The organism is Streptomyces sp. NPDC044061 (genome assembly GCF_056434305.1).
Window position 1 is genome coordinate 195,674 of the sequence record NZ_JBWKFL010000007.1, and the last position, 25,148, is coordinate 220,821.

The 25,148-nt window shown below is 72.6% G+C and carries 19 protein-coding genes; 14 read left to right on the forward strand and 5 right to left on the reverse strand.

The genetic code is table 11. The features are described 5' to 3' along the window. Positions 1 to 216: 216 nt before the first annotated feature. Positions 217 to 717 carry a hypothetical protein gene (locus AC07CM_RS13965; RefSeq protein WP_478876611.1) on the forward strand — a complete coding sequence of 167 codons (501 nt, stop codon included), beginning with the start codon at positions 217 to 219 and terminating at the stop codon, positions 715 to 717. Between the two features lie 9 nt (positions 718 to 726). After that, on the forward strand, positions 727 to 5,043 hold the full coding sequence (locus AC07CM_RS13970) for a cation-translocating P-type ATPase (protein ID WP_478876612.1): 4,317 nt from the start codon (positions 727 to 729) through the stop codon (positions 5,041 to 5,043). On the opposite strand, the gene AC07CM_RS13975 is transcribed toward AC07CM_RS13970, so the two are convergent. Beyond that, on the reverse strand, positions 5,040 to 6,056 hold the full coding sequence (locus AC07CM_RS13975) for a LacI family DNA-binding transcriptional regulator (protein WP_478876613.1): 1,017 nt from the start codon (positions 6,054 to 6,056) through the stop codon (positions 5,040 to 5,042). The genes AC07CM_RS13970 and AC07CM_RS13975 overlap by 4 nt on opposite strands. Before the next feature lie 90 nt (positions 6,057 to 6,146). On the opposite strand from AC07CM_RS13975, the gene AC07CM_RS13980 reads away from it, so the two are divergent. The 11 genes from AC07CM_RS13980 (at position 6,147) to AC07CM_RS14030 (ending at position 17,566) form a co-directional block, all read left to right on the forward strand. Beyond that, positions 6,147 to 7,406 carry an MFS transporter gene (locus AC07CM_RS13980; protein WP_478876614.1) on the forward strand — a complete coding sequence of 420 codons (1,260 nt, stop codon included), beginning with the start codon at positions 6,147 to 6,149 and terminating at the stop codon, positions 7,404 to 7,406. Positions 7,407 to 7,415: 9 nt separating this feature from the next. Next, positions 7,416 to 8,777, forward strand: a complete 1,362-nt coding sequence (gene pafA, locus AC07CM_RS13985; protein WP_020938995.1) for a Pup--protein ligase — start codon at positions 7,416 to 7,418, stop codon at positions 8,775 to 8,777. Between the two features lie 144 nt (positions 8,778 to 8,921). Beyond that, complete coding sequence (locus tag AC07CM_RS13990; RefSeq protein WP_478876615.1) at positions 8,922 to 9,926, forward strand: FKBP-type peptidyl-prolyl cis-trans isomerase; 1,005 nt, start codon at positions 8,922 to 8,924, stop codon at positions 9,924 to 9,926. Between the two features lie 92 nt (positions 9,927 to 10,018). Beyond that, entirely contained in the window at positions 10,019 to 10,390 is a 372-nt protein-coding gene (locus AC07CM_RS13995) for an FKBP-type peptidyl-prolyl cis-trans isomerase (protein WP_478876616.1), read from the forward strand. Between the two features lie 147 nt (positions 10,391 to 10,537). Then, positions 10,538 to 11,515: a helix-turn-helix transcriptional regulator gene (locus tag AC07CM_RS14000; protein WP_478876617.1), complete on the forward strand. Its 978-nt coding sequence runs from the start codon at positions 10,538 to 10,540 to the stop codon at positions 11,513 to 11,515. A gap of 20 nt (positions 11,516 to 11,535) precedes the next feature. Beyond that, on the forward strand, positions 11,536 to 12,573 hold the full coding sequence (locus AC07CM_RS14005; protein ID WP_478876618.1) for a helix-turn-helix transcriptional regulator: 1,038 nt from the start codon (positions 11,536 to 11,538) through the stop codon (positions 12,571 to 12,573). 37 nt (positions 12,574 to 12,610) lie between these two features. After that, positions 12,611 to 12,871 (forward strand): hypothetical protein, encoded by a 261-nt coding sequence (locus tag AC07CM_RS14010; RefSeq protein WP_478876741.1) that lies wholly within the window; start codon positions 12,611 to 12,613, stop codon positions 12,869 to 12,871. Between the two features lie 20 nt (positions 12,872 to 12,891). Beyond that, positions 12,892 to 13,086: a hypothetical protein gene (locus AC07CM_RS14015; protein WP_478876619.1), complete on the forward strand. Its 195-nt coding sequence runs from the start codon at positions 12,892 to 12,894 to the stop codon at positions 13,084 to 13,086. Between the two features lie 259 nt (positions 13,087 to 13,345). Further along, the gene (gene tatA / locus AC07CM_RS14020) at positions 13,346 to 13,627 is read left to right on the forward strand and encodes a Sec-independent protein translocase subunit TatA (RefSeq protein WP_478876620.1); all 282 of its coding nucleotides are present in this window, start codon (positions 13,346 to 13,348) and stop codon (positions 13,625 to 13,627) included. A 47-nt stretch (positions 13,628 to 13,674) separates the two neighbouring features. Beyond that, entirely contained in the window at positions 13,675 to 14,622 is a 948-nt protein-coding gene (gene tatC / locus AC07CM_RS14025; protein ID WP_478876621.1) for a twin-arginine translocase subunit TatC, read from the forward strand. A 91-nt stretch (positions 14,623 to 14,713) separates the two neighbouring features. After that, positions 14,714 to 17,566: a DEAD/DEAH box helicase gene (locus tag AC07CM_RS14030; protein WP_478876622.1), complete on the forward strand. Its 2,853-nt coding sequence runs from the start codon at positions 14,714 to 14,716 to the stop codon at positions 17,564 to 17,566. A gap of 78 nt (positions 17,567 to 17,644) precedes the next feature. Here AC07CM_RS14030 and atzF read toward each other — a convergent pair whose 3' ends face one another. Genes atzF through AC07CM_RS14050 form a run of 4 tightly spaced genes read right to left on the reverse strand, consistent with a single transcriptional unit; the run spans position 17,645 to position 24,255 of the window. Next, on the reverse strand, positions 17,645 to 19,318 hold the full coding sequence (gene atzF / locus AC07CM_RS14035) for an allophanate hydrolase (protein ID WP_478876623.1): 1,674 nt from the start codon (positions 19,316 to 19,318) through the stop codon (positions 17,645 to 17,647). 13 nt (positions 19,319 to 19,331) lie between these two features. Next, entirely contained in the window at positions 19,332 to 22,841 is a 3,510-nt protein-coding gene (locus AC07CM_RS14040; protein WP_478876624.1) for a 5-oxoprolinase/urea amidolyase family protein, read from the reverse strand. Next, on the reverse strand, positions 22,838 to 23,434 hold the full coding sequence (locus AC07CM_RS14045) for an urea amidolyase associated protein UAAP2 (protein WP_478876625.1): 597 nt from the start codon (positions 23,432 to 23,434) through the stop codon (positions 22,838 to 22,840). The genes AC07CM_RS14040 and AC07CM_RS14045 overlap by 4 nt, the downstream gene beginning before the upstream one ends. Then, positions 23,431 to 24,255, reverse strand: coding sequence for an urea amidolyase associated protein UAAP1 (locus AC07CM_RS14050; RefSeq protein ID WP_478876626.1), 825 nt, complete (start codon positions 24,253 to 24,255; stop codon positions 23,431 to 23,433). Before AC07CM_RS14050 ends, AC07CM_RS14045 begins: the two co-directional genes overlap by 4 nt. A gap of 181 nt (positions 24,256 to 24,436) precedes the next feature. Between AC07CM_RS14050 and AC07CM_RS14055 the strand changes: the two genes are divergently transcribed. Next, positions 24,437 to 25,072, forward strand: coding sequence for a TetR/AcrR family transcriptional regulator (locus AC07CM_RS14055; RefSeq protein WP_478876627.1), 636 nt, complete (start codon positions 24,437 to 24,439; stop codon positions 25,070 to 25,072). Positions 25,073 to 25,148: the final 76 nt, after the last annotated feature.

Below are 25,148 nucleotides of genomic sequence, written 5' to 3' on the forward strand. Positions count from 1 at the left end.
GGAAAAGCCGAAAGGGCCCCCCCCCCCCCCCCCCCCCCCCCCCCCCCCCCCCCCCCCCCCCCCCCCCCCCCCCCCCCCGATGCGTTTCAGGGGTCCGCGAGACCTTGGCGGAATCGGCTGCGGGCGCGTACTTCGCGCTGTCACCTGCGGGTGAGTGTCTTGGCCAGGGGCACTCGGAAGGACACGGCAGGTCGTCTGCGCGAAGGTGGAAGGGTCATGACTGAGCAGAAGTCGCCTTCGGTCCTCACCGTGCCCGTGCGGGGCGCGGCCTCGGCGCTGGGGCGGCTGCCCGGTGCCGGGATGGTGAGCAGGGCCGCGGAGGGCACGCTGAACAAGGTCGGTGCCGTGTCGCCCCGTGGCCGGCGGCTGGCCGTGTACACCGGTGCCGGGGTGCTCGGTGTCGCCGGTGTGGTGGAGTGGCCGGTCGCGCTGACCGGTGCGGCGGTGGCCTGGCTGACGCAGGCGCGGCCCGGCCGGACCGTGCGGGCGGAGGGCCTGGGGCCGGCCGGGGAGTCCGGTGCGGCGACGGTCCCGGTGCCCGCGGAGCGGCCCGGCCGTGCGTCAGGTCCGGTGCCGGCCGAGCCGGACGACGAGGCCTTGGTGCGGGCCGCGACGCACGCGGGGGCGCCTGGTCATGGCAAGCCGGAACCGCCGCGGCCCACGGCTTCGGCAGGGCCCCTCGGTCCGACGGCGCGCCCCACTCGTACGACTCGTTGAGGACGGCCCATGACGTTCAATCTGCTCACTGCTCCGTCCGCGGCCGCCCGACTGCTGCCTGCGGCGCCCCGGCTGCTCGCGCGGGCGGCCGCTCCCGCTGTGGGGGCGGCCGCGGGTGCGGTGGCGGGGACGGCTCGTGCGGGGGTGCGGGGCGCGGATGCGGCGGTACGCGTGGCCCGGGTGGCGGGGAACGCGCTGCCGGGTGGTGCGGGCAGGTGGCGGGCCGGTGCCCGGCAGCACCTGGCCCTGCGGCCCGTGCACGCCGAGGCCGCGCGGCACGGCACGGCACACCTGGGTCGCCGGGTGGCCGCGGCGCTCGAGGAGCATCCGGATGTACTGCTCGCGTACTGGGACGAGGGGCTGGCGCGGCTGGTGGTGACGGCCACCGAGGAGCGGCTCGGTGATTCGGTGCTGGAGCGTGCGCAGGATCTCGCGGAGCGCCATGGGCTGATCGTGGCGGATGCGGGGGATCCCGAGGAGATTCCGCATCCGGCCGACCCGGTGGGGGTGCGGGTCGCGGCGGCCGCTCTCGCCGCCGATGTGGTCGGCAGCGGCGGGGCGCTGACGGCGTACATGCTGCGGCTGCCGCCGTCGCCTCGTGTGGTGACGGCGGCCGTGACTTTTCTGCGGGAGAATCCGCGGGTCCGTGCCGAGCTGCGGAGAAGGCTCGGCGCGTCGGGTATGGATCTGACGCTGGCGTGTGCGAACGCGGCCGCGCACGGCGCGGGTCAGAGTCCTGCTTCGCTGCTGCTCGACGGGGCGTTGCGGGTCTGTCAGCTGTCCGGGTCGGTGGCCGCGGTCGCCTCCTTCGACGCGGTGCACGACGAGCTGTGCGCTCCCGATCGGGTCAGCGTCGGCGCGGACGCCTCCGCGCGTCCGCCCCTGCGGGTGGCTCCGGCTCAGGAGTACGCGGCGCACGCGGCCACCGGCAGTGTGCTGGGTGCGGCGGCCACGCTGCTGGTGAAGCACGACACGGCGGAGACGGCGGAGGCGGTTCTGGCCGGGTCGCCGAAGGCCGCGCGTTACGGGCCGGCCGCGTTCCTGTCGGTGTTGACCGGAGCCCTCTCACGGGCCGGTGTCGTGGTGCGCGATCCGGAGCGGCTGCGGCAGCTGGAGATGGCCCGCACGATGGTTCTGCACCCGAGCGCGCTGCGCACCGGGGACGGGGAGGCCGATCCGTGGCTGGAGCCGGTGCTGGACGCTGCGCGCCGGGCGGGTCTGCAGGTCGTGCTGGTCGACGATCCGGCTCTGGAGGATTTCACCGGTCTTCCGGATCAGGTGGTGGATGCCCGGCGGCCGTTCGACGACGTCGTCTACGAGTTGCGCCAGGACGAGGGGGCGGTGATCACCGTCGCGCGGATGCGCTCCGCCGACGAGCGCGATGTCCTGGCGGGGCTGCGTGGCAGCGATCTCGCCATCGCGCTGGCGGACCGGGACGGTGCGGTGGTGTGGGGTGCGGACGTACTGGCTCTGCACGGTCTGCACGACGTGTGGCGGGTGCTTATGGCGGTTCCGGCTGCTCGGACGGTGGGCCGGCGGTCGCAGATGCTGGCCCGGTCCGGTGCCGCCCTCTCCGGGCTGCTGGTGGCGATCGGTGAGTCGAAGGGGGGCCAGGGCCGCCGTGCGGTGCTGCCCGGGTTGCGGCATGCTCCGGTCGACATCGGTGCGGCGAGTGCGCTGTTCACGGGGGCTCGGGCGGCGCTGTCGGTGGCGGTGACCCGGGCGCCGCATCCGCGCCCGCGCGTGCACTGGCACGAGTTGGGGCCGCGGGAGGCCCAGGAGCGGCTGGGGCGGGAACCGGGCGCCGCACCGCCCACCCAGTACCAGCGGATGACCGGCGGGGTGCGCCGTACGGTGCGTGCGGTCACCCGGCACCCGGTCGTCGCGCCGGCGCGGTGGAGTGTGCAGCTGGGTCAGGCCGTGCGGGGCGAACTGCACGATCCGCTGACGCCGGTGCTGGCCGTCGGCTCGGCGGCCTCCGCGATCCTCGGCTCTGTCGTGGACGCCCTGCTCGTGGTCGGTGCGCTGGATCTGAACGCGCTGGTCGGTGGCATCCAGCGGCTGCGGGCCGAGCGGGCGCTGTCCGGGCTGCTGGCCGAGCAGAAGCAGAAGGCGCGGGTGGCGCCTCCGGAGGCGGAGGCGCCGGCCGGTGGGACGCGCACGGTGGACGCCGGGAAGCTGAGGCCGGGTGACGTGATCGAGCTGAAGGGCGACGACGTGGTGCCGGCCGATGGCCGTCTGCTGTGGGAGGACGGCCTGGAGGTCGACGAGTCGGCGCTGACGGGGGAGTCGTTGCCGGTGCAGAAGCAGACCGACCCGACGCCGCACGCTCCGGTCGCGGACCGGCACTGCATGGTCTTCGAGGGCACGACGGTCGTGGCGGGGCAGGCTCGTGCCGTGGTCGTGGACACCGGTGAGCGCACCGAGGCCGCCCGTGCCGTTCACCTCGCCGCCCGTACGCCGCCGGCGGGCGGGGTGCAGGCCAGGTTGCAGGAGCTGACCCGCAAGGCACTGCCGCTGACGCTCGCGGGCGGGGCCGCGGTGACGGGCCTGGCGTTGCTGCGTGGCACCCCCATCCGTGAGGCGGTCAGTGGTGGTGTGGCCGTCGGTGTGGCGGCCGTGCCCGAGGGGCTGCCTTTGGTCGCGACGGTGGCGCAGTTGGCGGCGGCCCGGCGGCTGAGCCGTGCCGGTGTCCTCGTCCGCACTCCGCGGACGCTGGAGGCGCTGGGGCGGATGGACACCATCTGCTTCGACAAGACGGGCACCCTGACGGAGAACCGGCTGCGTCTGGTGCGGGTGTCCGACACCGGGGGCGCGGTGGGCGCGGTGGACGACGCGGCGGCCGCGGGCACGGTCCGGTCGGCCGCGCGGGCCTGCCCCCGGCTGAACGGCGGGTCCGACCGGCCGGTGCACGCGACCGACGAGGCGGTGCTGGACGCGGCCGGGCCCGATCCGGACTGGACGCAGCTCGAGGGCCTGCCGTTCGAGGCCGCCCGTGGTTATGCGGCAGCCGTGGGCCGGGCCGCGGAGGGGGCTCGTGTGCTCGTGGTCAAGGGCGCGCCGGAGACGGTGCTGCCCGCCTGCGTGGATCTTCCGCCGCATGCCTCCGACGCGGCGCAGGCCCTGGCCGGTGACGGGCTGCGGGTGCTGGCGGTGGCCGAACGCCGGCTGACCGAGGGCGAGCAGGAGGCGGACGCCCTCGAGGCGCCGCTGAGGGAGCTGGGTTTCACGGGTCTGCTGGGGTTGTCGGACGTGCCGAGGGAGACGTCCACGGCCCTGGTCGAGGGCCTGTACGAGGCCGGTGTGCGACCGGTCATGCTGACGGGTGACCATCCGCAGACAGCGCGGGCCATCGCCCGGGATCTGGGCTGGCCGGAGGAGCCGCTCGTGGTCACGGGGGACGAGCTGGGGGCGGCGGACCGTTCGGCCCGGGCCCGGATGCTGCGTGACGCGGGTGTGGTGGCGCGGGTGGCGCCGGAGCAGAAGCTCCAGGTGGTGGAGGCGTTGCGGGACGCCGGCCGGGTGGTCGGCATGGTCGGGGACGGTGCCAACGACGCCGCGGCGATCCGTGCGGCCGACATCGGTGTGGGGATCAACGCCCGTGGTTCGGCGGCCGCGCGCAACGCCGCCGACATCGTGCTGACCGACGACGATCTGACGGTCCTGATCGACGCGGTCGGTGAGGGCCGTGCGCTGTGGCACAGCGTCGCCGACGCGATCGCGATCCTGATCGGCGGCAACGCGGGTGAGGTCGGCTTCGGCCTGCTGGGCACGCTGCTGTCGGGCCGTGCGCCGCTGTCCACCCGGCAGATGCTGCTGGTGAACCTGTTCACGGACCTGTTCCCGGCGATGGCGGTGGCGGTGACGCCGAAGGCCGGCGAGGAGGCCGCCGAGCAGACGGGGCCCCGGTCGCCGGAGGACGTGGCCGGTGGCGTCCTGGGTGAGCCGTTGATCCGGCAGATCAGGCACCGTGCGCTGACCACGTCCGTGGGGGCGCTGACGGCCTGGCTGTTCGGCCGCTTCACTCCGGGTACGGCCCGCCGCTCCAGCACCATGGCGCTGTGCGGGGTGGTCGGCACCCAGCTGGCCCAGACCCTGCTGGACCGCCGTGACAGCCCGCTGGTGCGGTTCACCTCTCTGGGTTCGGCGGTGGCCCTCGTCGTCCTGATCGAGACGCCGGGCGTCAGCCGGGCGGTCGGCTGCACTCCGCTGGGTCCGCTGGCCTGGGCGGGCGTGGCCGCGGGGATCGCCGTCGCGCTGGCCGGGCAGCAAGCCCTGCCCCGTCTGGAGGAGACGGTTCTGCGCCTGGTGCCGAAGGCCGCCTAGCCGGCCGCCGGGGGTGCCGTGGAGCCGCGGACGACCAGGTCCACGGGGATGTCGCCGCCGTCGGGCGCCCGCCCCTCCAGGACCGCCATCAGGGCCTGCATGCCGCGTTCCCCGAACAGTTCGGCGTCCAGCCGTACCGTCGTCAGTTCGGGGTCGAGGGCGGTGGCCAGGGCCAGGTCGTCCAGGCCGGTCACCGAGATGTCGTCCGGCACCCCGAGGCCGAGGCGGCGCAGGGCCTTGTAGGCCCCGGCGGCCAGCTTGTCGTCGTCGCAGACCACGGCCGTGGGCCGGGGGCCGGGCGCGGTGAGCGCGGCCTCGGTGGCCGCGAGGGCGCCCTCGATGGAGATCGGCGCCGCGGCCGTGCGGATCTCCGTGCCGGGTACGGCGGCCAGGCGCGCCGCCAGCTCCCGGGCGCGCAGCTCGAACGTCCACGAGGGCACGTCGGCGGCGAGGTGCAGGATGCGGCGGTGGCCGAGACGCATCAGGTGCTCGGCGACCTGGCGGACGCCGTCGGCGATGTCCAGGTTCACCGTCGCCGCGCCCAGGCTGCCCTCGGGGTCGCTGTCGAGCATCACGAGGGGGAGCTGGTCGCCGCGGATCGCGGTGAGCGCGTCGGCGGCCATGGAGGAGGCGATGACGCCGTCCAGGGCGGCCTGTGCCGAGGCGAAGGGGTCCCGGGCGGGGCCGATGCCCTCGGGGGAGGGGTAGAGGACGACGCCGAAGCCGTGCCGTGCCGCGACCCGTGCCGCGCCGGTGTAGACGCCGGCGAAGAACTCGGTCGTCAGGGCCGGTACCACGAGCAGGACCGTGCGGGTGCGGCCCAGGCGCAGGTTGCGGGCGGCGAGGTTGGGCCGGTAGCCCAGCTCGCGCGCGGCCTCCCGGACCCGCTCGGCGGTGGCCTCCGAGACCCGGCCGCGCCACTTGTCGCCGAGCACGAGGGAGACGGCCGCCTGGGAGACCCCGGCCGCCTGCGCGACGTCGCGGCTGGTCGGGCGCGTGCTGCTGCGTGCCACCGGGGGCCTGCTCCTCTTCGTCTGGACGGGCGAACAGCGCACATGGTACGTATGACGGGCTGGGTTATACGTAACACTTGGAGGCGGGACATGGCCGCGGGATACCTGGAGATCCTCAGGGCGAGACACGCGGCCCGGCTGCTGACCGGCACCCTGGTCGGCCGGCTGCCCAACGCGACCGCCGCGATCGCCCTGGTGCTCTTCGTCCGCGCCGAGGGCGGCACCTACAGCCTGGCGGGCGCCCTCGCGGCCGTGTACGGCGTCGCCAACGCGGTGGGCCAGCCGGTGCTGGGCCGGCTCGTGGACCTCCACGGGCAGCCGCGGGTCCAGCTCCCCGCCGCCGTCCTGTCGGCCCTCGCCATGACGGCCTTCGCCTTCTGTGGCACCGACCCGCTGCCCCTCGCGTACGCCGCCGTGGCGGCCGCGGGCCTGTTCACCCCGCCCCTGGAGGGCGGCCTGCGTGCCCTGTGGCCCTCCGTGCTGCGCCGCGAGGAGCAGGTGCACACCGCGTACGCCATGGACGCCGTCGCGCAGGAGATCATGTTCACCGTCGGCCCGCTGCTGGTGACCCTGTGCGTGTCGCTGTGGTCGGAGCGTGCCGCCCTGCTGGTGCTGAACGCCGTCGGTGTCCTCGGCGCCCTCTCCGTGGTCGTCTCGCCGCCCTCGCGCGCGTGGCGCTCGGCACCCCGCGAGGCGCACTGGCTGGGCGCCCTGCGCTCGCCCGGCCTGCTCGCGCTGCTCGGCGCCTTCCTGTTCATCGGCATCGCCCTCGGTTCCATCACCGTGGCCTCCGTGCCGTACGCCGACGATCACGGCGGCGACGCGGTCTACGGCTGGCTGATGGCCGCCCTGGGCCTCGGGGCTCTCATCGGCGGCACCGTCTACGGGGCGCGCCGGTGGAGCGGGACGCCCGAACGGCGACTGCGGGTGCTCGTGGCCCTTCTGGCGGTGTGTTACCTGCCGCTGATGCTGATGCCCGGCGCGGTGGCCATGGTGCTGCTCACCGTGGTCTCCGGAGTCTTCCTCGCCCCGTGCATCGCCTGCGCGTTCATCATCGTCGACCGGCACGCGCCGAGCGGCACGGTCACCGAGGCGTTCTCCTGGCTGGTGACGACGTTCACCGTGGGGGCCTCGGTCGGAACGGGCCTCGCGGGCCCCGTGGTCCAGGCCGGTGGCGCGCTGTGGGGTTTCGCGCTGCCGGGAGTGGCGGGGGCCGTGTCCCTGCTGGTCCTGCTCGGCACCGGGCGGGTCCTCGCAGCTCCCGTGCGGGGCGGGGTCGTTGCGGCTTCATCGGAAAATGATCCAAATCGTGCTGCCGAACCCCGTTTCAGCTCAGGGGATCGGGCGTAATGTTCAGTCATGGACCGCCGCATTTTCGGGCTGGAGAACGAGTACGGCGTCACGTGCACGTTCAGGGGACAGCGCCGCCTGTCTCCTGACGAGGTGGCGCGGTACCTCTTCCGCCGTGTCGTGTCATGGGGCCGCAGCAGCAATGTCTTTCTGCGAAACGGCGCCCGGCTCTATCTCGACGTGGGCTCACATCCGGAATACGCGACACCCGAATGTGACAACGTGACCGAACTGGTCACCCACGACAAGGCCGGCGAGCGCATTCTCGAAGGACTCCTGGTGGACGCGGAACGACGCCTGCACGAGGAGGGAATCGCGGGCGACGTCTACCTCTTCAAGAACAACACCGACTCGGCGGGCAACTCCTACGGCTGCCACGAGAACTATCTGGTGGCACGGCACGGGGAGTTCTCCCGGCTCGCGGACATCCTCATCCCCTTCCTGGTGACCAGGCAGCTGCTGTGCGGCGCGGGCAAGGTCCTGCAGACCCCGCGCGGCGCCGTCTACTGCGTCAGCCAGCGCGCGGAGCACATCTGGGAGGGCGTCTCCTCGGCGACGACCCGCTCCAGGCCCATCATCAACACCCGCGACGAACCGCACGCGGACGCCGAGCGCTACCGCCGCCTGCACGTCATCGTGGGCGACTCGAACATGTCCGAGACGACCATGCTGCTCAAGGTCGGCGCCACCGACCTGGTACTGCGCATGATCGAGGCGGGCACCGTGATGCGCGACCTCACCCTGGAGAACCCGATCCGGGCGATCCGCGAGGTCAGCCACGACATCACCGGCCGGCGCAAGGTGCGCCTGGCCAGCGGCCGGGAGGCCTCCGCGCTCGAGGTGCAGCGCGAGTACTTCGACAAGGCCGTCGACTTCTGCGACCGCCGCGGCATCCGCACCGGTACCGTCGCGCAGGTCCTGGAGTTGTGGGGCCGTACCCTCGACGCGATCGAGACCGAGGAACTGGACCGCATCGGCACCGAGATCGACTGGGTCATGAAGTACAAGCTCATCGAGCGGTACCGGGCCAAGCACAACATGACCATGTCGCACCCGAGGGTCGCCCAGATAGACCTCGCCTATCACGACATCCACCGCCGTCGTGGCCTGTACTACCTGCTGGAGAAGAAGGGCCAAGCCACCCGGATCTGCAACGACTTGAAGATCTTCGAGGGTAAGTCGGTTCCCCCGCAGACCACTCGGGCCCGGCTGCGCGGTGACTTCATCCGCCGGGCACAGGAACAGCGCAGGGACTTCACGGTCGACTGGGTGCACCTGAAGCTCAACGACCAGGCGCAGCGCACTGTCTTGTGCAAGGACCCGTTCCGTTCGGTGGACGACCGGGTGGAGAAGCTGATCGCCGGAATGTAGGCGAAAGGTATGCGAGTCAAGCGTTTCCGGCTCGAAATGCCAGAACGCCACACGGGCGCCGTACGTTTCCCGTACGGCGCCCGTCCCGCGTCGTAGAGTTGCGCGCACGTCATTCACAAGATCGACCGATTACGAGGCATCTCCGTGCGCCGACGCTCACTTCTCCTTGCCGCCGTACCCGCAGGACTGGTCACGCTCGCCGGGTGCGGCGACGACAAGTCCGACTCGAGCAAGGCCGGCGCGTCACCGTCGGCCTCGGCGTCCGCCGCGCCCCCGCCCAAGATCGTCGAGGGGCCGCTGCCGGCGATCACGGCGGGCACGAAGTTCGACGAGAAGCCCACCGTCGCCAAGGGGCCGGGCGAGCCCTCCAAGGACCTCGCGGTCAAGACGGTCATCGCGGGCGGCGGCCGCACGGTCGCGGAGAACGACTTCATCCAGGCGAACTACCTGGGCCAGATCTGGAGCACCGCCAAGGTCTTCGACAACTCCTACGACCGCAAGAGCCCGCTGGTCATCCAGCTCGCCCAGGGCAGCATCATCGACGGCTGGCGGTACGCCCTCGCGGGCAAGAAGACCGGCAGCCGCGTCCAGATCGCCGTCCCGCCCACCTGGGGCTACGGCAAGTCGGGGAACGCACAGGCGGGCATCAAGGGCACCGACACCCTGGTCTTCGTCATCGACCTGCTCGACTCCTTCAACTCCAAGAGCTCCGTCAAGGGCAAGCCGGTCCCGCAGACGGACGCGGCCCTGCCGAAGGTCGGCACCAACACCGACGGCGACGCGCCCTCGATCACCGTCCCGAAGACCGACCCGCCGAAGAAGCTCGCCTCGGCCTACGTCCTCGAGGGCGACGGCCCCGAGATCAAGGCGGACCAGGCCATCCTGTGCCAGTTCAAGGGCGTCGTCTGGGACAGCGGCAAGACGTTTCAGCAGACCTATGGCTCCGGCCGGCTCAGTCAGTTCTCGCTGGAGCAGATGAAGCAGGTCGTCGCCGGCCTGCCCCAGGGGCTGACCGGGAAGAAGGTGGGCAGCAGGGTCCTGGTCGTCGTACCGCCGGACCTGGGCTACGGCGACAACCCGCCGAGCGGCGGAGTCATCAAGAAGGGCTCCACGCTGGTGTTCTCGGTGGACATCCTGGCCGCGATGTGACAGGCCCGGGTGGTGCGTCCTGGCGGGCGGCAGCCCTGCGGGGATGAAAGACTGTCCGTGTTTCGTGTCGTACACAAGCAGGAGCTTTTGACGTGAGCATCGAGAAGCCCGAGATCGACTTCCCGGGCGGCGAGCCGCCGGCGGACCTCGAGATCAAGGACATCTGGGAGGGCGACGGCGAGGTGGCGCAGGCCGGCCAGACCGTCACCGTCCACTACGTCGGCGTGGCCTTCAGCACGGGCGAGGAGTTCGACGCCAGCTGGAACCGCGGTACCCCGTTCCGCTTCCCGCTCGGCGGTGGCCGGGTCATCAAGGGCTGGGACCTGGGCGTGCAGGGCATGAAGGTCGGCGGCCGCCGCCAGCTGACCATCCCCGCCCACCTCGCCTACGGCAACCAGAGCCCGACCCCGGCGATCAAGCCCGGCGAGACCCTGATCTTCGTGGTGGACCTGGTCGCGGTCTGATCGTCATACAGGCCGCTTTCGGGATCCGACCGGACCCGATCACCTGGGGCCCATGCCTGTCCGGGCATGGGCCCTCGGCTTTGCCACGCCCCTTCGGGGCGGTACGGTCATCGTCCGTAAGCACCATAGGGAAGGTGACGGGCGTCGATGGCCATTGCCAAGGCCGAGCGGCTGATGAACCTCGCGCTGTGTCTGCTCGGGACACGGCGGCCGCTCAGCAAGCGCGAGCTGCGCGACTCCATCGAGGCCTACGTCGAGGCGTCGAGGTCGGAGAAGGGCGCGGCGGGCTCCGACGACTCCTTCAACCGGATGTTCGAGCGGGACAAGGACGACCTGCGCGAGCTGGGCCTGGTCATCGAGACCGTCGAGAACCTCGACGGCGAGGTCGGCTACCTCGCCCGCCGCGACAGCAACCGGCTGCCCCCGATCACCCTGGACGCCGAGGAGGCCGCGGCCCTGGGCCTGGCCGCCAAGGTGTGGCAGCAGGCCCGCCTGGCCGGTGCCGCCAGCGGCGCCCTGCAGAAGCTGCGCGCGGCGGGCCTGCCCGAGGACGTCGACCCCTACGAGGCGCACGGCGCCCTGGAGCCGCGCATCCCGGTGCACGAGGCCGCGTTCGAGCCGCTGATGCTCGCCTGCCGGGACCGCCGCCCGGTCGTCTTCGACTACCGCAAGGCCTCCGCCGCCCACCCCGAGCCCCGGCACGTCGAGCCGTGGGCGCTGGAGTGCTGGCGCGGCCACTGGTACCTGGCCGGCTGGGACCGCGACCGGGGCGCCGAGCGCGTCTTCCGGCTCTCGCGCATCACCGGCAGGGTCCGTTCGCGCGGGGCCGCCTTCACCGCCGTCGTCCCCGACGTCGTCACCGTCCGGGAGACCGTCGCGAGCTGGGCCGGTGAGATCGCCGACCGTACGGCGCTGATCCGGCTGCGTTCCGGCGCCGGCTACCCCCTTCGGGCGAAGGCCACCGAGGTCCGGGAACTCGGCGACGGCTGGGACGAGTTGGAGATTCCGTACGGGCACGGCCTGGATGCCTGGCTGGTGGAGTTCGGGCCGGACGTGGTGGTGGTGGAGCCGGCCGAGTTGCGGGCCGACGTGGTGGACCGGCTGCGTGCCGTGGCCAAGGGCTGATGGGGGAGCGGAGCAGAAACATGGCAGGCAAACCGGTCAGGCCGGCGAACGCCATCGACCAGACCCGGCGGATGCTCTCCCTGGTCACCTATCTCAGGGAGCGCCCCGGCGCCCGGATCGCGGACGTCGCGCGCGCCTTCGGCATCACCGAGGACGAACTGGTCTCCGACCTCGATCTGCTGCCCATGTGCGGCACCAGCTTCCGAGGCGGCGACCTGCTGGACATCGACACCGACGGCGAGCGCATCTGGTGGCACAACCCGGCGGCGCTCGGCGAGGAGGCGGCCGAACCGCTCCGGCTCGCCGCCGACGAGGCCACCGCCCTGCTGGTGGCCGCGCGCGCGGTGTCGACCCTGCCCGGCCTGCGGGAGGGCGACCGGCAGGCCCTGCTGCGGGCGACGGCCAAGGTGGAGGCGGCGGCCGGTGAGGCGGCCGGCGCCAGCTCCCGGCTCTCGGTGACCTTCGAGTCCGAGGGCGGGGTCTTCGCCGACGTCGACCGGGCGATCTCCGAGCGCCGCCGCCTGTGGATCCGCTACTACTCACCCGCGCGCGACGAGGTCACCGAGCGCGAGATCGACCCCATCCGCCTGGTCAGCGTCGGCCACACCTATGTGGAGGCCTGGTGCCGCCGCTCCGAGGCGCGCCGCACCTTCCGGCTCGACCGGGTCGCCGAGATCCGGATCCTGGACGAGCCCTCCGCACCGCCGGAGATCGAACTGCGGGACCTGTCGCAGGCCCTGGTGCAGCCGGCCGCCGAGGACCCGGAGGTCGTGATCGAGGTGGGCCCGGGCGGCCGCTGGGTCGCCGAGTACTACCCGCACGACAGCGCCGATGAGCTTTCCGACGGCGGGCTGCGTATCACTCTGCGCACCCCCGACCCGGCCTCCCTGCGCCGACTGGCCCTGCGCCTCGGCCGCGACGGCCGGATCGTCTCGCCGCCCGAGCTGGCCGACAGTGCCCGCCGGGCCGCCCGCGAGGCCCTGATGGCGTACGACGGCCCGCCGGGTGCGGGGCCCGGCGTCGAGAACGGGCAGGACGACCAGAACAAGAGGAGCTAGGGCGTTGAGCGAGTCGCCGGTGTCCGGTGCTGGGCAGATGACGGTCGCGGCCGCTTTCGCCGGGATGAAGAGAGTGGTTCCGGTGGTGTTCAGGGCCGGCTGCCCGGACTGCCGGGGTCGCTTCGAGCTCGCCGCGAGCGCCCTGCGCCTCGCCATCGGTGCCACGAGCCGGACGACGTTCTACTCCTTCACCTGTCCCGAGTGCGGTGCCTCGGTGCGCAAGCCCGCCGGCGAGCGCATCGTCGAACTGCTCACCGGTGGCGGCGTCCGGACCCTGCGGCTGCACTCCACCGTGTAGGACCGTCTAGGCTCGACGTCATGTTCTGGCCGATGTTCGCGGTAGCCATGGGTTTCCTGGGTCTCGCCGTCCTGGGGGCGCTCGCCGTCCGGGTCTTCCTCGAGGCGCGGCGCCTCGGGCTGCAGGTCGCGGACTCCGCGCGCCGTATCAACAGGGCGGCCGAGGACCTGGAGCGGGCGGCGGTCAGCACGGCCCGTGCCGTGGACACCCTGTGAAGAACGTCGCGAGACTCTGTGAGTCCGTCGTGGGCAACGATTTGCGCCACTTCGCCCTGTCATGCTGAGCCTCGGGACAGGTACGCTGCTGATCGCGGTGCGAGGAACGAGGCGCGCACCGCGGACCGGGAGTACGCACGGGGATTGCCTCACGTTCACCCCTGAGCGTTACGATCGCTGCCAGCACGTCCACTCGGACACATGTCCGACTGGTCGGACAGCACCCACCCCAGCCGCCTCGGTGAGAAGGTAAAGACTTATGTTCGGAAGGCTCGGAGCCCCCGAGATCATTCTCATCCTCGTCGTCATCATCCTGCTGTTCGGCGCGAAGAAGCTTCCGGACATGGCTCGCTCGCTCGGCAAGTCCGCGCGCATCCTCAAGAGCGAGGCCAAGGCGATGAAGGATGAGGGCAGCAGCTCCTCCGCCCAGGCCTCCGGCACGGGCGAGCAGCCTCCGGCTCAGCGCACCATCCAGGCGGCCCCCGGCGACGTGACCAGCTCGCGCCCGGTCAACGAGCCGACGGACACCACCCAGCGCTGACGCAGGGCCGGAAACCCCCGGCCCGCCGCACGAGATGAGGACGTGGGTTGCTCAAGTCTGCCCGCAAGAAGGAGAGAGATCCCGAGGGGCGGATGCCCCTTGCGGATCACCTTCGTGAGCTCCGCAACCGGCTCGCGAAGGCGATGCTCGCCATCGTCGTCGTGACGATCGTCGCAGCCTTCTTCTACAACGACATCATCAACTTCCTGACCAAGCCGATCCTCGACTCGGTCGGTTGCCAGGAGACCTTCGAACAGCTGGCGAAGTCCACGGACAAGACCACCTGTGCGGAGATCACGATCAACGGGCTGCTCGCCCCCTTCACGCTGGCCCTCCAGGTCTCGCTGATGGCGGGTGTCGTGGCCGCGTCGCCGATCTGGCTCTACCAGCTGTGGGCCTTCGTCGCGCCCGGTCTGCACCGGCACGAGAAGAAGTACGCCTACGCCTTCGTCTTCACGGGCGCCCCGCTGTTCTTCGCCGGTGCCTTCTTCGCGTACAAGGTGCTTCCCACCACCGCGAAGGTGCTGATCGACTTCACCCCGAACGGCAACATCAAGAACCTGCTGCCGCTGGACGACCTGCTCCAGCTGGTCACCCGCATGGTGATCGTCTTCGGTCTGTCCTTCGAGCTGCCCCTGCTGCTGATCATGCTCAACCTCACCGGGGTGCTGAGCGGCAAGCGCATGCTCGGCTGGTGGCGCGGCATGATCCTCGGCATCACGGTCTTCGCGGCCGTCGCCACGCCGAGCACGGACCCGCTGTCCATGCTGGCCCTCGCCGGACCGATCTGGGTGCTGTACTTCGGCGCGGTGGGCTTCTCGCTGCTCAACGACCGGCGCAAGAGCCGCCGCGAGGCCGAGGGCCCCGACGACGACGAGGCCTCCGACCTGGACCTGACGCCCGAGGACATCGGCGATGTCGAGCCCGTCCCGGCCAGGGCTCTGCCCGAACAGACGAGCACGGACCGGGTCAACGGCTACGACGACGTCACCTGAGGCGACCTGACCTGACCCGAGCCGCCCGCGCGATGCCCCCGTACCCGAGGACGGGGGCATCGGCTTGGGTGATCAGCCCACGTTCGGGATAATGATCGTCCTGTTGTCAGTGGGGCCCGGTACGCTCGAAAGCACGATGACAGAGGACCTCTCACCGGCCGAGCGGTACGCGGCAGCCCGGCGACGGGCAGCCGAGCAGGCCACCGCGCTCGCATCCTTCCGCGAGATGTACGACTTCGGCCTCGACCCCTTCCAGATCGAGGCCTGCCAGGCGCTCGAAGAGGGGAAGGGAGTGCTGGTGGCCGCCCCCACCGGCTCGGGCAAGACGATCGTGGGCGAGTTCGCCGTCCACCTCGCCCTGCAGCAGGGCAAGAAGTGCTTCTACACGACACCCATCAAGGCGCTGTCGAACCAGAAGTACGCCGACCTGTGCCGCCGCTACGGCACCGGGAAGGTCGGCCTCCTCACCGGCGACAACAGCGTGAACTCCGACGCCCCCGTGGTCGTGATGACCACGGAGGTGCTGCGGAACATGCTGTACGCCGGCTCACAGACCCTCCTCGGCCTGGGCTACGTGGTCATGGACGAGGTGCACTACCTCTCCGACCGCTTCCGCGGCGCCGTGTGGGAGGAGGTGATCATCCACCTGCCCGAGTCGGTGACCCTGGTGTCACTGTCGGCGACCGTGTCCAACGCCGAGGAGTTCGGCGACTGGCTGGACACCGTCCGCGGGGACACCGAGGTGATCGTCTCCGAGCACCGGCCCGTGCCGCTGTTCCAGCACGTGCTCGCCGGGCGCCGGACGTACGACCTCTTCGAGGAGGGCGAGGGCCAGAAGAAGGCCGTCAACCCCGACCTCGTCCGCCTCGCCCGGATGGAGGCGACCCGGCCGTCGTACCAGGACCGCAGGCGTGGCCGCGCGATGCGCGAGGCCGACCGGGAGCGGGAGCGCAGACAGCGCTCGCGGGTGTGGACGCCGGGCCGGCCCGAGGTCATCGAGCGGCTCGACTCCGAGGGACTGCTGCCCGCGATCACCTTCATCTTCAGCCGCGCCGCATGTGAGGCCGCCGTCCAGCAGTGCCTGTACGCGGGCCTCAGGCTCAACGACGACGAGGCACGGGAACAGGTCCGCGCGCTCGTCGAGGAGCGCACCGCCTCCATCCCGCACGAGGACCTGCACGTCCTCGGCTACTACGAGTGGCTGGAGGGCCTCGAGCGCGGTATCGCCGCCCACCACGCGGGCATGCTGCCGACCTTCAAGGAGGTCGTGGAGGAGCTGTTCGTACGCGGGCTGGTCAAGGCCGTGTTCGCGACCGAGACCCTGGCGCTCGGCATCAACATGCCCGCCCGTTCGGTGGTGCTGGAGAAACTCGTCAAGTGGAACGGCGAGCAGCACGCCGACATCACCCCCGGTGAGTACACCCAGTTGACGGGGCGTGCGGGCCGGCGTGGCATCGACGTCGAGGGCCACGCGGTCGTGCTCTGGCAGCGCGGCATGAGCCCCGAGCACCTCGCGGGTCTCGCGGGCACGCGCACGTACCCGCTGCGCTCCAGCTTCAAGCCGTCGTACAACATGGCGGTCAACCTGGTCGAGCAGTTCGGCAGGCACCGTTCGCGCGAGCTGCTGGAGACCTCCTTCGCGCAGTTCCAGGCCGACAAGTCGGTCGTCGGGATCTCCCGGCAGGTGCAGCGCAACGAGGAGGGGCTGTCCGGCTACAAGGCCTCCATGACCTGCCACCTCGGCGACTTCGAGGAGTACGCTCGGCTGCGCCGCGAGCTGAAGGACCGGGAGACCGAGCTGGCCCGGCAGGGTGCTGTCCAGCGGCGCGCGGAGGCCGCCGTCGCCCTGGAGCGGCTCAAGCCGGGCGACGTCATCCACGTGCCCACGGGCAAGTACGCCGGTCTGGCGCTGGTGCTGGACCCGGGGCTGCCCGCCGGCCGCTCCAACGGCCACCGTGGCTTCGACCACCACGACGGCCCGCGCCCGCTGGTGCTGACCGCCGAGCGGCAGGTCAAGCGGCTGGCGTCCATGGACTTCCCGGTGCCGGTCGAGGCGCTGGACCGGATGCGGATCCCGAAGTCCTTCAACCCGCGTTCGCCGCAGTCCCGTCGGGACCTCGCCTCGGCGCTGCGCACGAAGGCCGGGCACATCCCGCCGGAGCGGGCCCGCAAGAAGCGCTCGCAGGCCGCCGACGACCGGGAGATCGCCCGGCTGCGCACGGCGATCCGGTCCCACCCCTGCCACGGCTGCAACGACCGTGAGGACCACGCCCGTTGGGCCGAGCGGTACCACCGTCTGCTGCGCGACACCTCGCAGCTGGAACGCCGTATCGAGGGCCGTACGAACACCATCGCGCGGACCTTCGACCGGATCGTGGCGCTGCTGACCGAGCTGGACTACCTGCGCGGCGACGAGGTCACCGAGCACGGCAAGCGGCTCGCCCGGCTCTACGGCGAACTCGACCTGCTGGCCAGCGAATGCCTGCGGGAAGGGGTCTGGGAGGGGCTCGCCCCGGCCGAACTCGCCGCCTGCGTCTCGGCGCTGGTGTACGAGGCCCGGGTCGGGGACGACGCCATGGCGCCCAAGCTGCCCTCGGGCAAGGCGAAGGCGGCGCTCGGTGAGATGGTCCGGATCTGGGGCCGCCTGGACGCCCTGGAGGAGGACTTCCGGATCAACCAGACCGAGGGCGTCGGCCAGCGCGAGCCGGATCTCGGCTTCGCCTGGGCCGCCTACATGTGGGCCTCCGGCAAGGGGCTCGACGAGGTGCTGCGCGAGGCGGAGATGCCGGCGGGCGACTTCGTGCGCTGGTGCAAGCAGGTCATCGACGTCCTCGGGCAGATCTCCGCGGCTTCCCCCGTGGAGGGCTCGACCGTGACGAAGACCGCGCGCAAGGCGGTCGATCAGTTGCTGCGGGGTGTGGTGGCCTACTCGTCGGTGGGGTGATCTCGCGCCGGCGGGTGCGGGTGGTGTGTGGTCGCCCGCACACTTCCCGCGCCCCCGGCAGGATCCGAAAGAGTGGCCCTAGGCGGGCCGCCCCGGTCGGCGGTTCACGTACGCGCGCCAGCCTCCGTACGAGGTGATGTCCCCGGCATCCGCCAGTGCGCTCGGTTCGCACAGGAAGCCCGGCACGTGGGTGCCGTCGGCCAGTTCCACGCTGCCCAGGGTCATCGGGCGGGGCAGCGCGGCCAGCAGCCGACCCAGGCCTTCCGCCGGCAGCCGCCACACTTCCGCCTCGATCGCCGCGCCGCCCTCGCCCACGTGGACCAGGCCCGGCTTGGGTGGGTCGGTGCGCAGGGCGAGGAGGCGGTAGACGGGGGCCGTGGTGGTCGTGCGGTCCAGGCGGGCGCCCAGGGCGAGGAGTTGTGGGTTGAGGGGCTGACCGGTCAGGTGGGCGCCGACCACGGCCAGGCTCGTCTCCGGCGCCAGGGCGCGGGCGATCGTGGCCAGGCGGTCGTCGGTGAACGCCGGGCCGATCAGCATCACGCCGAAGGGGAGGCCGTTCACCTCGCCCGCGGGTACGGCGACCGCCGCCAGGTCGAAGAGGTTCGTGGAGTTGGTGAAGCGGCCCAGCCGGGCGTTGGCTCCCAGGGGGTCGGCGGCCACCTCGGCGAGGGTGGGGTGGCCCGGGGCGGTGGGGAGCAGCAGGGCGTCGGCGTCGGCCAGCTCGGCGAGGGCCCGGGAGCGGAGGTCCGCGAGGCGGGCCTGGTCGGTGAAGAGCCGGTGCGCCGGGATGTCACGGGCCCGGCTGATGATGCCGGCCACCGTCGGGTCCAGGCCCTCCCCGCCCTCGGCGGTCAATTTGTCGATGAAGTGACCCACCGCGGTGTAGCGCTCGGCCACGAACGCGCCGTCGTAGAGCATCGCCGCCGCCTCCGTGAACGGCGCCAGGTCGATCTGCCGCACCGACGCGCCGGACCCGGCCAGCCGCTCCACCGCGCGTGCGTACGCCCGGTCCCAGCCCTCGTCCAGTTCGCCGAGCGCGTCCCGGGACGCGACCGCGACACGCCAAGGGCCGGGGGCGCGCCGGGGGAGGGGCGGCAGGGCGCGGTCGGGCGGGGAGGCCATGACCGCGAGGGCCTGCTCGGCCTCCGGGAGCGTGCGGGCGAACACCGTCACGCAGTCCAGGGAGGCACAGGCCGGGACCACGCCCGCGGTCGGCACCGTTCCGCGCGTGGGCTTGAGGCCGACGATGCCGTTGAACGCCGCCGGCACCCGGCCCGAGCCCGCGGTGTCCGTGCCGAGCGCGAGGTCCGCGATGCCCAGGGCCACCGCGACGGCCGAGCCGGAGCTGGAGCCGCCGCCGATCCGGTCCGGGTCGTGGACGCTGCCGACCGCGCCGTAGGGGGAGCGGGTGCCGACCAGACCGGTGGCGAACTGGTCCAGGTTCGTCGTGCCGAGCACCACCGCGCCCGCCGCGCGCAGCCGCGCCACCACCGGGGCGTCGGCCGCGGGGTCGTAGGCGTACGCCGGGCAGCCCGCGGTGGTGGGCAGACCGCGCACGTCGATGTTGCCCTTGACGGCGAGCAGCCGCCCGGCGAGCGGGAGCCGCTCGCCCGCGGCGACCCGCTCGTCGACGGTGCGGGCCTCCGCCTCGACGTCCTCGCGGCTGCGCAGATCGATCCAGAGTTCCGGCCGGTCCACGGCCTCGATCCGGGCGTAGGCCGCCCGGACCCGGCTGACGCCGGTGGCAGACATGTGTGCTCCTCGTTCAGTTCGCGGGCGGCGCCAGGACGAGCAGTGCCGTCCCCGCCTCCACCTGGTCGCCGGGCTGGGCCAGGACCTCGGCCACCACGCCGTCGGCCGGTGCGGACACCCTTGACTCCATCTTCATCGCCTCCAGCGCGATCAGCGGCTGCCCCGCCGTCACCGTGTCGCCCGGGGCGACGTTCACCTGCCACACGGACGCGGCGAACTCGGCCTCGACCAGCCGCCCGCCCGCCGGTACGGCCGCCTCGGCCGGCGGCCCGGCCGGTGCGGCAGCCACCTCGGCCCGGGCGAACTCGCCCGCCGCCTCCCAGGCGTCCCGTTCCGCGGCGAAGGCGGTCCGCTGCCGGATCCTGAACTCCTCGATGGAATCGGCGTGTTCGGCGAGGAAGCCCTCGTACGCGGAGAGCGAGAAGGTGCCCTCCCCGATGCGCGGCACGAACCGGCCGGAGACGAGGTCGGCCCGCAGTTCCAGGAGTTCGTCCGCCTCCACCGGGTACCACTTGATCCGGTCGAAGAAGCGCAGCAGCCACGGCGAACCCGGCTCGAACGCGCCCCGCTGCTGCCAGGCCGACCACACCTGGGTCGTACGGCCCACGAACTGGTAGCCGCCGGGGCCCTCCATGCCGTAGACGCACAGGTACGCGCCGCCGATGCCGACCGAGTTCTCGGCGGTCCAGGTACGTGCCGGGTTGTACTTCGTCGTCACCAGGCGGTGGCGCGGGTCGAGCGGGGTGGCCACCGGGGCGCCGAGGTAGACGTCGCCGAGGCCGAGGACGAGGTACTCCGCCTCGAAGACCGTGCGGTACACCTCCTCGACCGACGCGAGACCGTTGATCCGGCGGATGAACTCGATGTTCCACGGGCACCAGGGGGCGTCGTCGCGGACGCCCGCCATGTAGCGGGCGACGGCCTCGCGGGTGGCCGGGTCGTCCCAGGACAGCGGGAGGTGGACCGTGCGGGAGGGGACGGTCAGTTCGGCCGCGGGCGGCAGCGTCGCCGTGATCCGCCGTACGGCGGCGAGGAGTTCGTGCTGGGGCGGCACACCCGGGTCCGTCTTGATCTGGAGTGAGCGGATGCCCGGCGTGAGGTCCCCGACCCCGGCCAGGCCCGCCGCCGTCACCGCCTCCATCAGGGCGTGCACCCGCATGCGCAGCGCAAGGTCGAGCTGCATCGGGCCGAACTCGACGAGCAGGTTGTCGTCGCCGCCGCGGCGGTAGGTGACGTCCCCGTCACGGGCCAGCACGCCGCCGTCGGCGATCTCCGGGCGGCGCGCGCCCGTCACGTCCACCGGCAGGAAACGGACGGTGTCGCCCGGCCGGAGCTGGCCCAGTTTCCACCGTTCGCCGCTCAGGACGGTCGCCGGGCACACGAACCCGCCGAGCGAGGGCCCGTCCGGGCCGAGCAGCACCGGCATGTCCCCGGTGTAGTCGACGGCGCCGACCGAGTACGGGGTGTCGTGGATGTTGGACGGGTGCAGGCCCGCCTCGCCGCCGTCGGCCCGGGCCCAGCGGGGCTTGGGGCCGACGAGACGGACCCCGGTGCGGGCCGAGTTGAAGTGGACCTTCCAGTCGGCCGCGTAGAAGTCGCGGATGTCGTCCTCGGTGAAGAACTCCGGTGCCGCGTGGGGTCCTTCGACGGCGCCGATGCGCCAGTGGGCGGTGAACTCGGGGCGTTCCGCCACGGGGGTGCCCTCGGCGACCGCCCCGCCGTGCAGGACGTCGCCGGTGCGCAGGGCCCGGCCGCCGTGGCCGCCGAACCGGCCCAGCGTGAAGGTGCTCGCGCTGCCCAGGAACGGCGGCACGTCGAGGCCGCCGCCGGCGAGGAGGACGTAGGTCCGCAGGCCGTGTTCCAGTGGCGCGCCGATCTCCAGGAGCCCGCCCGCCGGAACGGTGACCGGTTCCCACTGCCCGGCCGGAGTGCCGTCCACGGTGACCGGGGCCGGGGCGCCGGTCACACAGACCGTCGTGGCGTGGCTGAACCTGAGCGACGGCCCCTGGAGGGTGCACTCGAGCCCGGGCGCGCCCTCGGGGTTGCCGAGCGCCAGGTTGCCCAGGCGGAAGGAGCGGTCGTCCATGGGCCCGCACGGGGGCACGCCGACCTGCCAGTGGCCGGTGCGGCCAGGCCAGTCCTGGACCGTGGTGAGCGTCCCGCCGGAGACCACCTCGATGCGCGGGGTGGGATCGCCGATCCCGGCGAGGGTCGCCGTGCCGTGGGCGGCGGCCCGGAACTCCGGTGCGGCGAGCGCCGCCCGCACCAGGCCCAGGTTCGTCTCGATGCCGTCGACCCGGGTGCGGGCCAGCGCCTCGTCCAGCCGGCGCAGGGCGTGCGCGCGGTCGGGGCCGTGGGCGACGACCTTGGCCAGCATGGGGTCGTACGACGTGGTGACCTCGGTGCCGGTCTCCACCCAGCCGTCGACGCGCACCCCGGCGGGGAACTCCACCCGGGTCAGCAGGCCGGCGCTCGGCCGGTGGCCGCGGGAGGGGTCCTCGGCGTAGAGGCGGGCCTCGACGGCGTGGCCGCGCGGCGGCCCGGGGTCGCGGACGACGTCCGTCTCGCCGCGTGCCAAACGCAGCATCCAGGCGACCAGGTCGACGCCGTGGATCTCCTCGGTGACCGGGTGCTCGACCTGCAGGCGCGTGTTGACCTCCAGGAAGTACGCCTCCTCGCGGGCGGCGTCGTACACGAACTCGACCGTGCCGGCCGACCGGTAGCCGACGGCGGCGCACAGGTCGCGGGCGGACCGGGCGAGTTGCTCGCGGACGTGGTCGGGCAGTCCGGGTGCCGGGGCCTCCTCGACCACCTTCTGGTTGCGGCGCTGCAGGGAGCAGTCGCGGTCGCCGAAGGTGACGACCTTCCCGGCGCCGTCGCCGAAGACCTGCACCTCGACATGGCGGGCATGCTCCACCAGTCGTTCCAGGAACACCCCGGCGGAGGAGAAGGACGCGGCGGCCACCCGCTGCACCCGCTCCCACGCCTCGGTCAGCTCGGCGGCGGAGCGACATGCCGACATACCGATACCGCCGCCTCCGCCGGTGGCCTTCAGCATCAGCGGGTAGCCGATGCGTCCGGCCTCGCGAAGGGCCTGCGACAGGCCGTCGAGCAGCCCCGTCCCGGGCGCCAGCGGCACCCCGGCCGCCTCGGCCGCCGCGCGTGCCGTGTGCTTGGCGCCGAACAGCTCCAGCTGTTCGGGCGTCGGCCCCACGAACACGATCCCGGCGTCCTCGCAGCGCCGGGCGAAGGCCGCGTCCTCGGACAGGAAGCCGTACCCGGGGTGGATCCCACCGGCGCCGGTGTCCTTGGCCGCCTTCAGCACCAGGTCCGGATCGAGGTACGACTCCTTCGCGGGTGCAGGTCCGAGCCGCACCGCCACGTCGGCCAGCCGCACGTGCGGTGCCGAGCGGTCCGGGTCGGAGTGGACCGCGACCGTGCGCAGGCCCAGTTCGCGGGCCGTACGGACGATCCGCACGGCTATCTCGCCCCGGTTGGCGACCAGCAGCGTGTCGAAGGTCATCCGCGGGCTCCGATCTCCATCCGCACCGCCGTCGGCTCGAAGCCGTTGCACGGGTTGTTGATCTGGGGGCAGTTGGAGACCAGGACCAGCACGTCCCGTTCGGCGCGCAGGGCCAGGGACAGTCCGGGGGCCGAGATGCCGTCGACGATGCCGAGCGTGCCGTCCTTCTCGACCGGCACGTTCATGTACCAGTTCACGTTCGGGACCAGGTCCCGCTTGCCCAGGCCGTATCTCGCGCCCTCGGCGAGGAAGTTGTCCACGCAGGCGTGCTGCGCCCAGGTGTGGTGGCCGTAGCGCAGGGTGTTGGACTCCTTGGAGCAGGCACCGCCCACCGTGTCGTGCCGGCCGACCTCGTCGGCGACGACGGTCATCAGCGGGGTGTGCTCGTTGGACAGCAGCACACTGCCGGTGGTCAGGAAGATGCTGCCCTGTGCGTGGACGGTGTCCGGGGCGCTGTAGCGGACGGACGTGTCGTGGGCGTCGTACACGAGGAAGTCGACGGCCTGGTTGCCGTGCAGGTCGGTGACGGTCAGCGTCCCGCCGGCGCGGACGACGGAGGACCAGGCGGCGCGGGCCGGAACGACGGTCTTCATGCGAGCCCCCTCGCGGTGAGGAATTCGGCGGTGTTGAGAAAGGCACGGCGGCCCTCGGGGGTGGCGTCCCACAACGGGTCGCCGGGCGCGGTGGGCGCGGCCCGCCAGGCGAGGACCTCCAGGGGGGTGCTGACGTACTCGGGCCGCGGGTCGACCGGATGCGGCACGTTCGCGATCAGCACGGTCACGTCCTGCTCCGCGCGGAGCGTGACGCTGCACCCGGGTCCGGCCGAGCCGGTGAACTCGAGGGCGCCGTCGTCCCGCACCTCGACGCCCTGGAAGAAGGAGAGCGAGGGCGGCAGGTCGCGCGGTTCCAGGCCGTTCTTGGCGGCGGCCAGCTTCAGCAGCTCGCGGCCGGCGGGGGAGGGGCCCTGCGGGGTGCCGTCGCCGTACCGCGCGGTGTTGCGGACGAGGGTGGAGGTGCCGCACAGCGCGTCGTGGCGCCCGGAGGTGTCGGCTACGACACTGGCGAGCACCCGTCCCTGGTCGGACAGGAGCAGCCGCCCCTCGCGCACATACGCGTTCCACTGCACCTTCACCGTGTCGGCGGTGTTCAGCCGCTCCCAGGGGCGGCCGTCCACGTACAGCAGCAGATGCGCGCAGGCGTCGCCGTGCACGTCGGTCAGCCGCAGCTCGGTGCCGCGGGCCAGCACCCGGTGGGTGTAGTTGCCGCCCGCCACCGTCTCGGCCCACACCAGATGGCCGGCCTCGCAGGGGGGCGCCGGCCAGTCCCGGGCCGGTACGACGGGCATCGCCTCGGCCCGGCTGCCTTCCTGGGCGCGGGCGTGCGCACGGGCTCCATGAGTGGTGGCTGTCGCCATCGCGGGACCTCTCGCCTGAGGGAGTTGATTTCTGTCGCCCGACAGAAATTAGGGGCGGGCCGGGTCGCCGGCATTGCGCGTGCGTTGCCGGGCGGTTACCGGGCCCTCACCGGGATCGGGGGCGGACCGTCGTGCGTCCTCGGCGCGGGGCCGTCGTGCGCCGTGTGCGAGGATCGAACGCATGGGAACGGGCAGCAGCCGCCGGGTCGGCCGGCCGCGGGCCGCGCAGCGGCCGGACAGCGGCCTGGAGCCGCGCGCCGAACTGCTCACCGCGGCCGCCGAGTTGTTCACCACCCGCGGGTACGCGGCCACCACCACGCGGGCGGTCGCCGAGCGCGCGGGGATGCGGCAGGCGTCCATGTATCACTACGTCTCCGGCAAGGAGGAGCTGCTCGCCGAGCTGCTGGAGTCCACCGTCACGCCCTCGCTCAACCGGGCCCGTGAGCTGCTCGCCCAGGACGCCGAGGGCACTGCTCCGGCCGAGGATCGGCTGTGGGAGCTGTGCCGCACCGACGTGGAGCTGCTGTGCGGGGGCCCGTACAACCTCGGCGGGCTCTACCTGCTGCCCGAGGTGCGCGCCGAGCGGTTCGCCGGCTTCCACGCCGTGCGGGCCGAACTGAAGGACGCCTACCGGCAGTTGCTGGCCGCCACCGCGGCGGGCGGGGCGCTCGCCAAGGGCGAGCTGGATCTGCGCACGGATCTGGTCTTCGGTCTGATCGAGGGCGTCATCCTGGTGCACCGCTCCGAACCGGAGCGCCCCGTCCCGGAGTTCGCCCGGGCCACCGCCGACGCGGCCCTGCGGATCGCGGGCGTCTGAGGCCCACCGGAGGGCCCTTTTCACTCATCACGGTGAGTTACTTCCGTAAGCCGGTTCATCGTTACGTCACGTGTTC

What these genes read in the sequence shown, in the direction of transcription:
- AC07CM_RS14015 (WP_478876619.1), top strand. Translation starts at nt 12,892, where the DNA reads ATGTTCTGGCCGATGTTCGCGGTAGCCATGGGTTTCCTGGGTCTCGCC.
- AC07CM_RS14030 (WP_478876622.1), top strand. Translation starts at nt 14,714, where the DNA reads ATGATCGTCCTGTTGTCAGTGGGGCCCGGTACGCTCGAAAGCACGATG.
- AC07CM_RS14010 (WP_478876741.1), top strand. Translation starts at nt 12,611, where the DNA reads ATGACGGTCGCGGCCGCTTTCGCCGGGATGAAGAGAGTGGTTCCGGTG.
- AC07CM_RS14040 (WP_478876624.1), bottom strand. Translation starts at nt 22,841, where the DNA reads ATGACCTTCGACACGCTGCTGGTCGCCAACCGGGGCGAGATAGCCGTG.
- AC07CM_RS14045 (WP_478876625.1), bottom strand. Translation starts at nt 23,434, where the DNA reads ATGAAGACCGTCGTTCCGGCCCGCGCCGCCTGGTCCTCCGTCGTCCGC.
- AC07CM_RS13965 (WP_478876611.1), top strand. Translation starts at nt 217, where the DNA reads ATGACTGAGCAGAAGTCGCCTTCGGTCCTCACCGTGCCCGTGCGGGGC.
- AC07CM_RS13980 (WP_478876614.1), top strand. Translation starts at nt 6,147, where the DNA reads ATGGCCGCGGGATACCTGGAGATCCTCAGGGCGAGACACGCGGCCCGG.
- AC07CM_RS14050 (WP_478876626.1), bottom strand. Translation starts at nt 24,255, where the DNA reads ATGGCGACAGCCACCACTCATGGAGCCCGTGCGCACGCCCGCGCCCAG.
- tatA (WP_478876620.1), top strand. Translation starts at nt 13,346, where the DNA reads ATGTTCGGAAGGCTCGGAGCCCCCGAGATCATTCTCATCCTCGTCGTC.
- atzF (WP_478876623.1), bottom strand. Translation starts at nt 19,318, where the DNA reads ATGTCTGCCACCGGCGTCAGCCGGGTCCGGGCGGCCTACGCCCGGATC.
- AC07CM_RS14005 (WP_478876618.1), top strand. Translation starts at nt 11,536, where the DNA reads ATGGCAGGCAAACCGGTCAGGCCGGCGAACGCCATCGACCAGACCCGG.
- AC07CM_RS14000 (WP_478876617.1), top strand. Translation starts at nt 10,538, where the DNA reads ATGGCCATTGCCAAGGCCGAGCGGCTGATGAACCTCGCGCTGTGTCTG.
- AC07CM_RS13970 (WP_478876612.1), top strand. Translation starts at nt 727, where the DNA reads ATGACGTTCAATCTGCTCACTGCTCCGTCCGCGGCCGCCCGACTGCTG.
- AC07CM_RS14055 (WP_478876627.1), top strand. Translation starts at nt 24,437, where the DNA reads ATGGGAACGGGCAGCAGCCGCCGGGTCGGCCGGCCGCGGGCCGCGCAG.
- pafA (WP_020938995.1), top strand. Translation starts at nt 7,416, where the DNA reads ATGGACCGCCGCATTTTCGGGCTGGAGAACGAGTACGGCGTCACGTGC.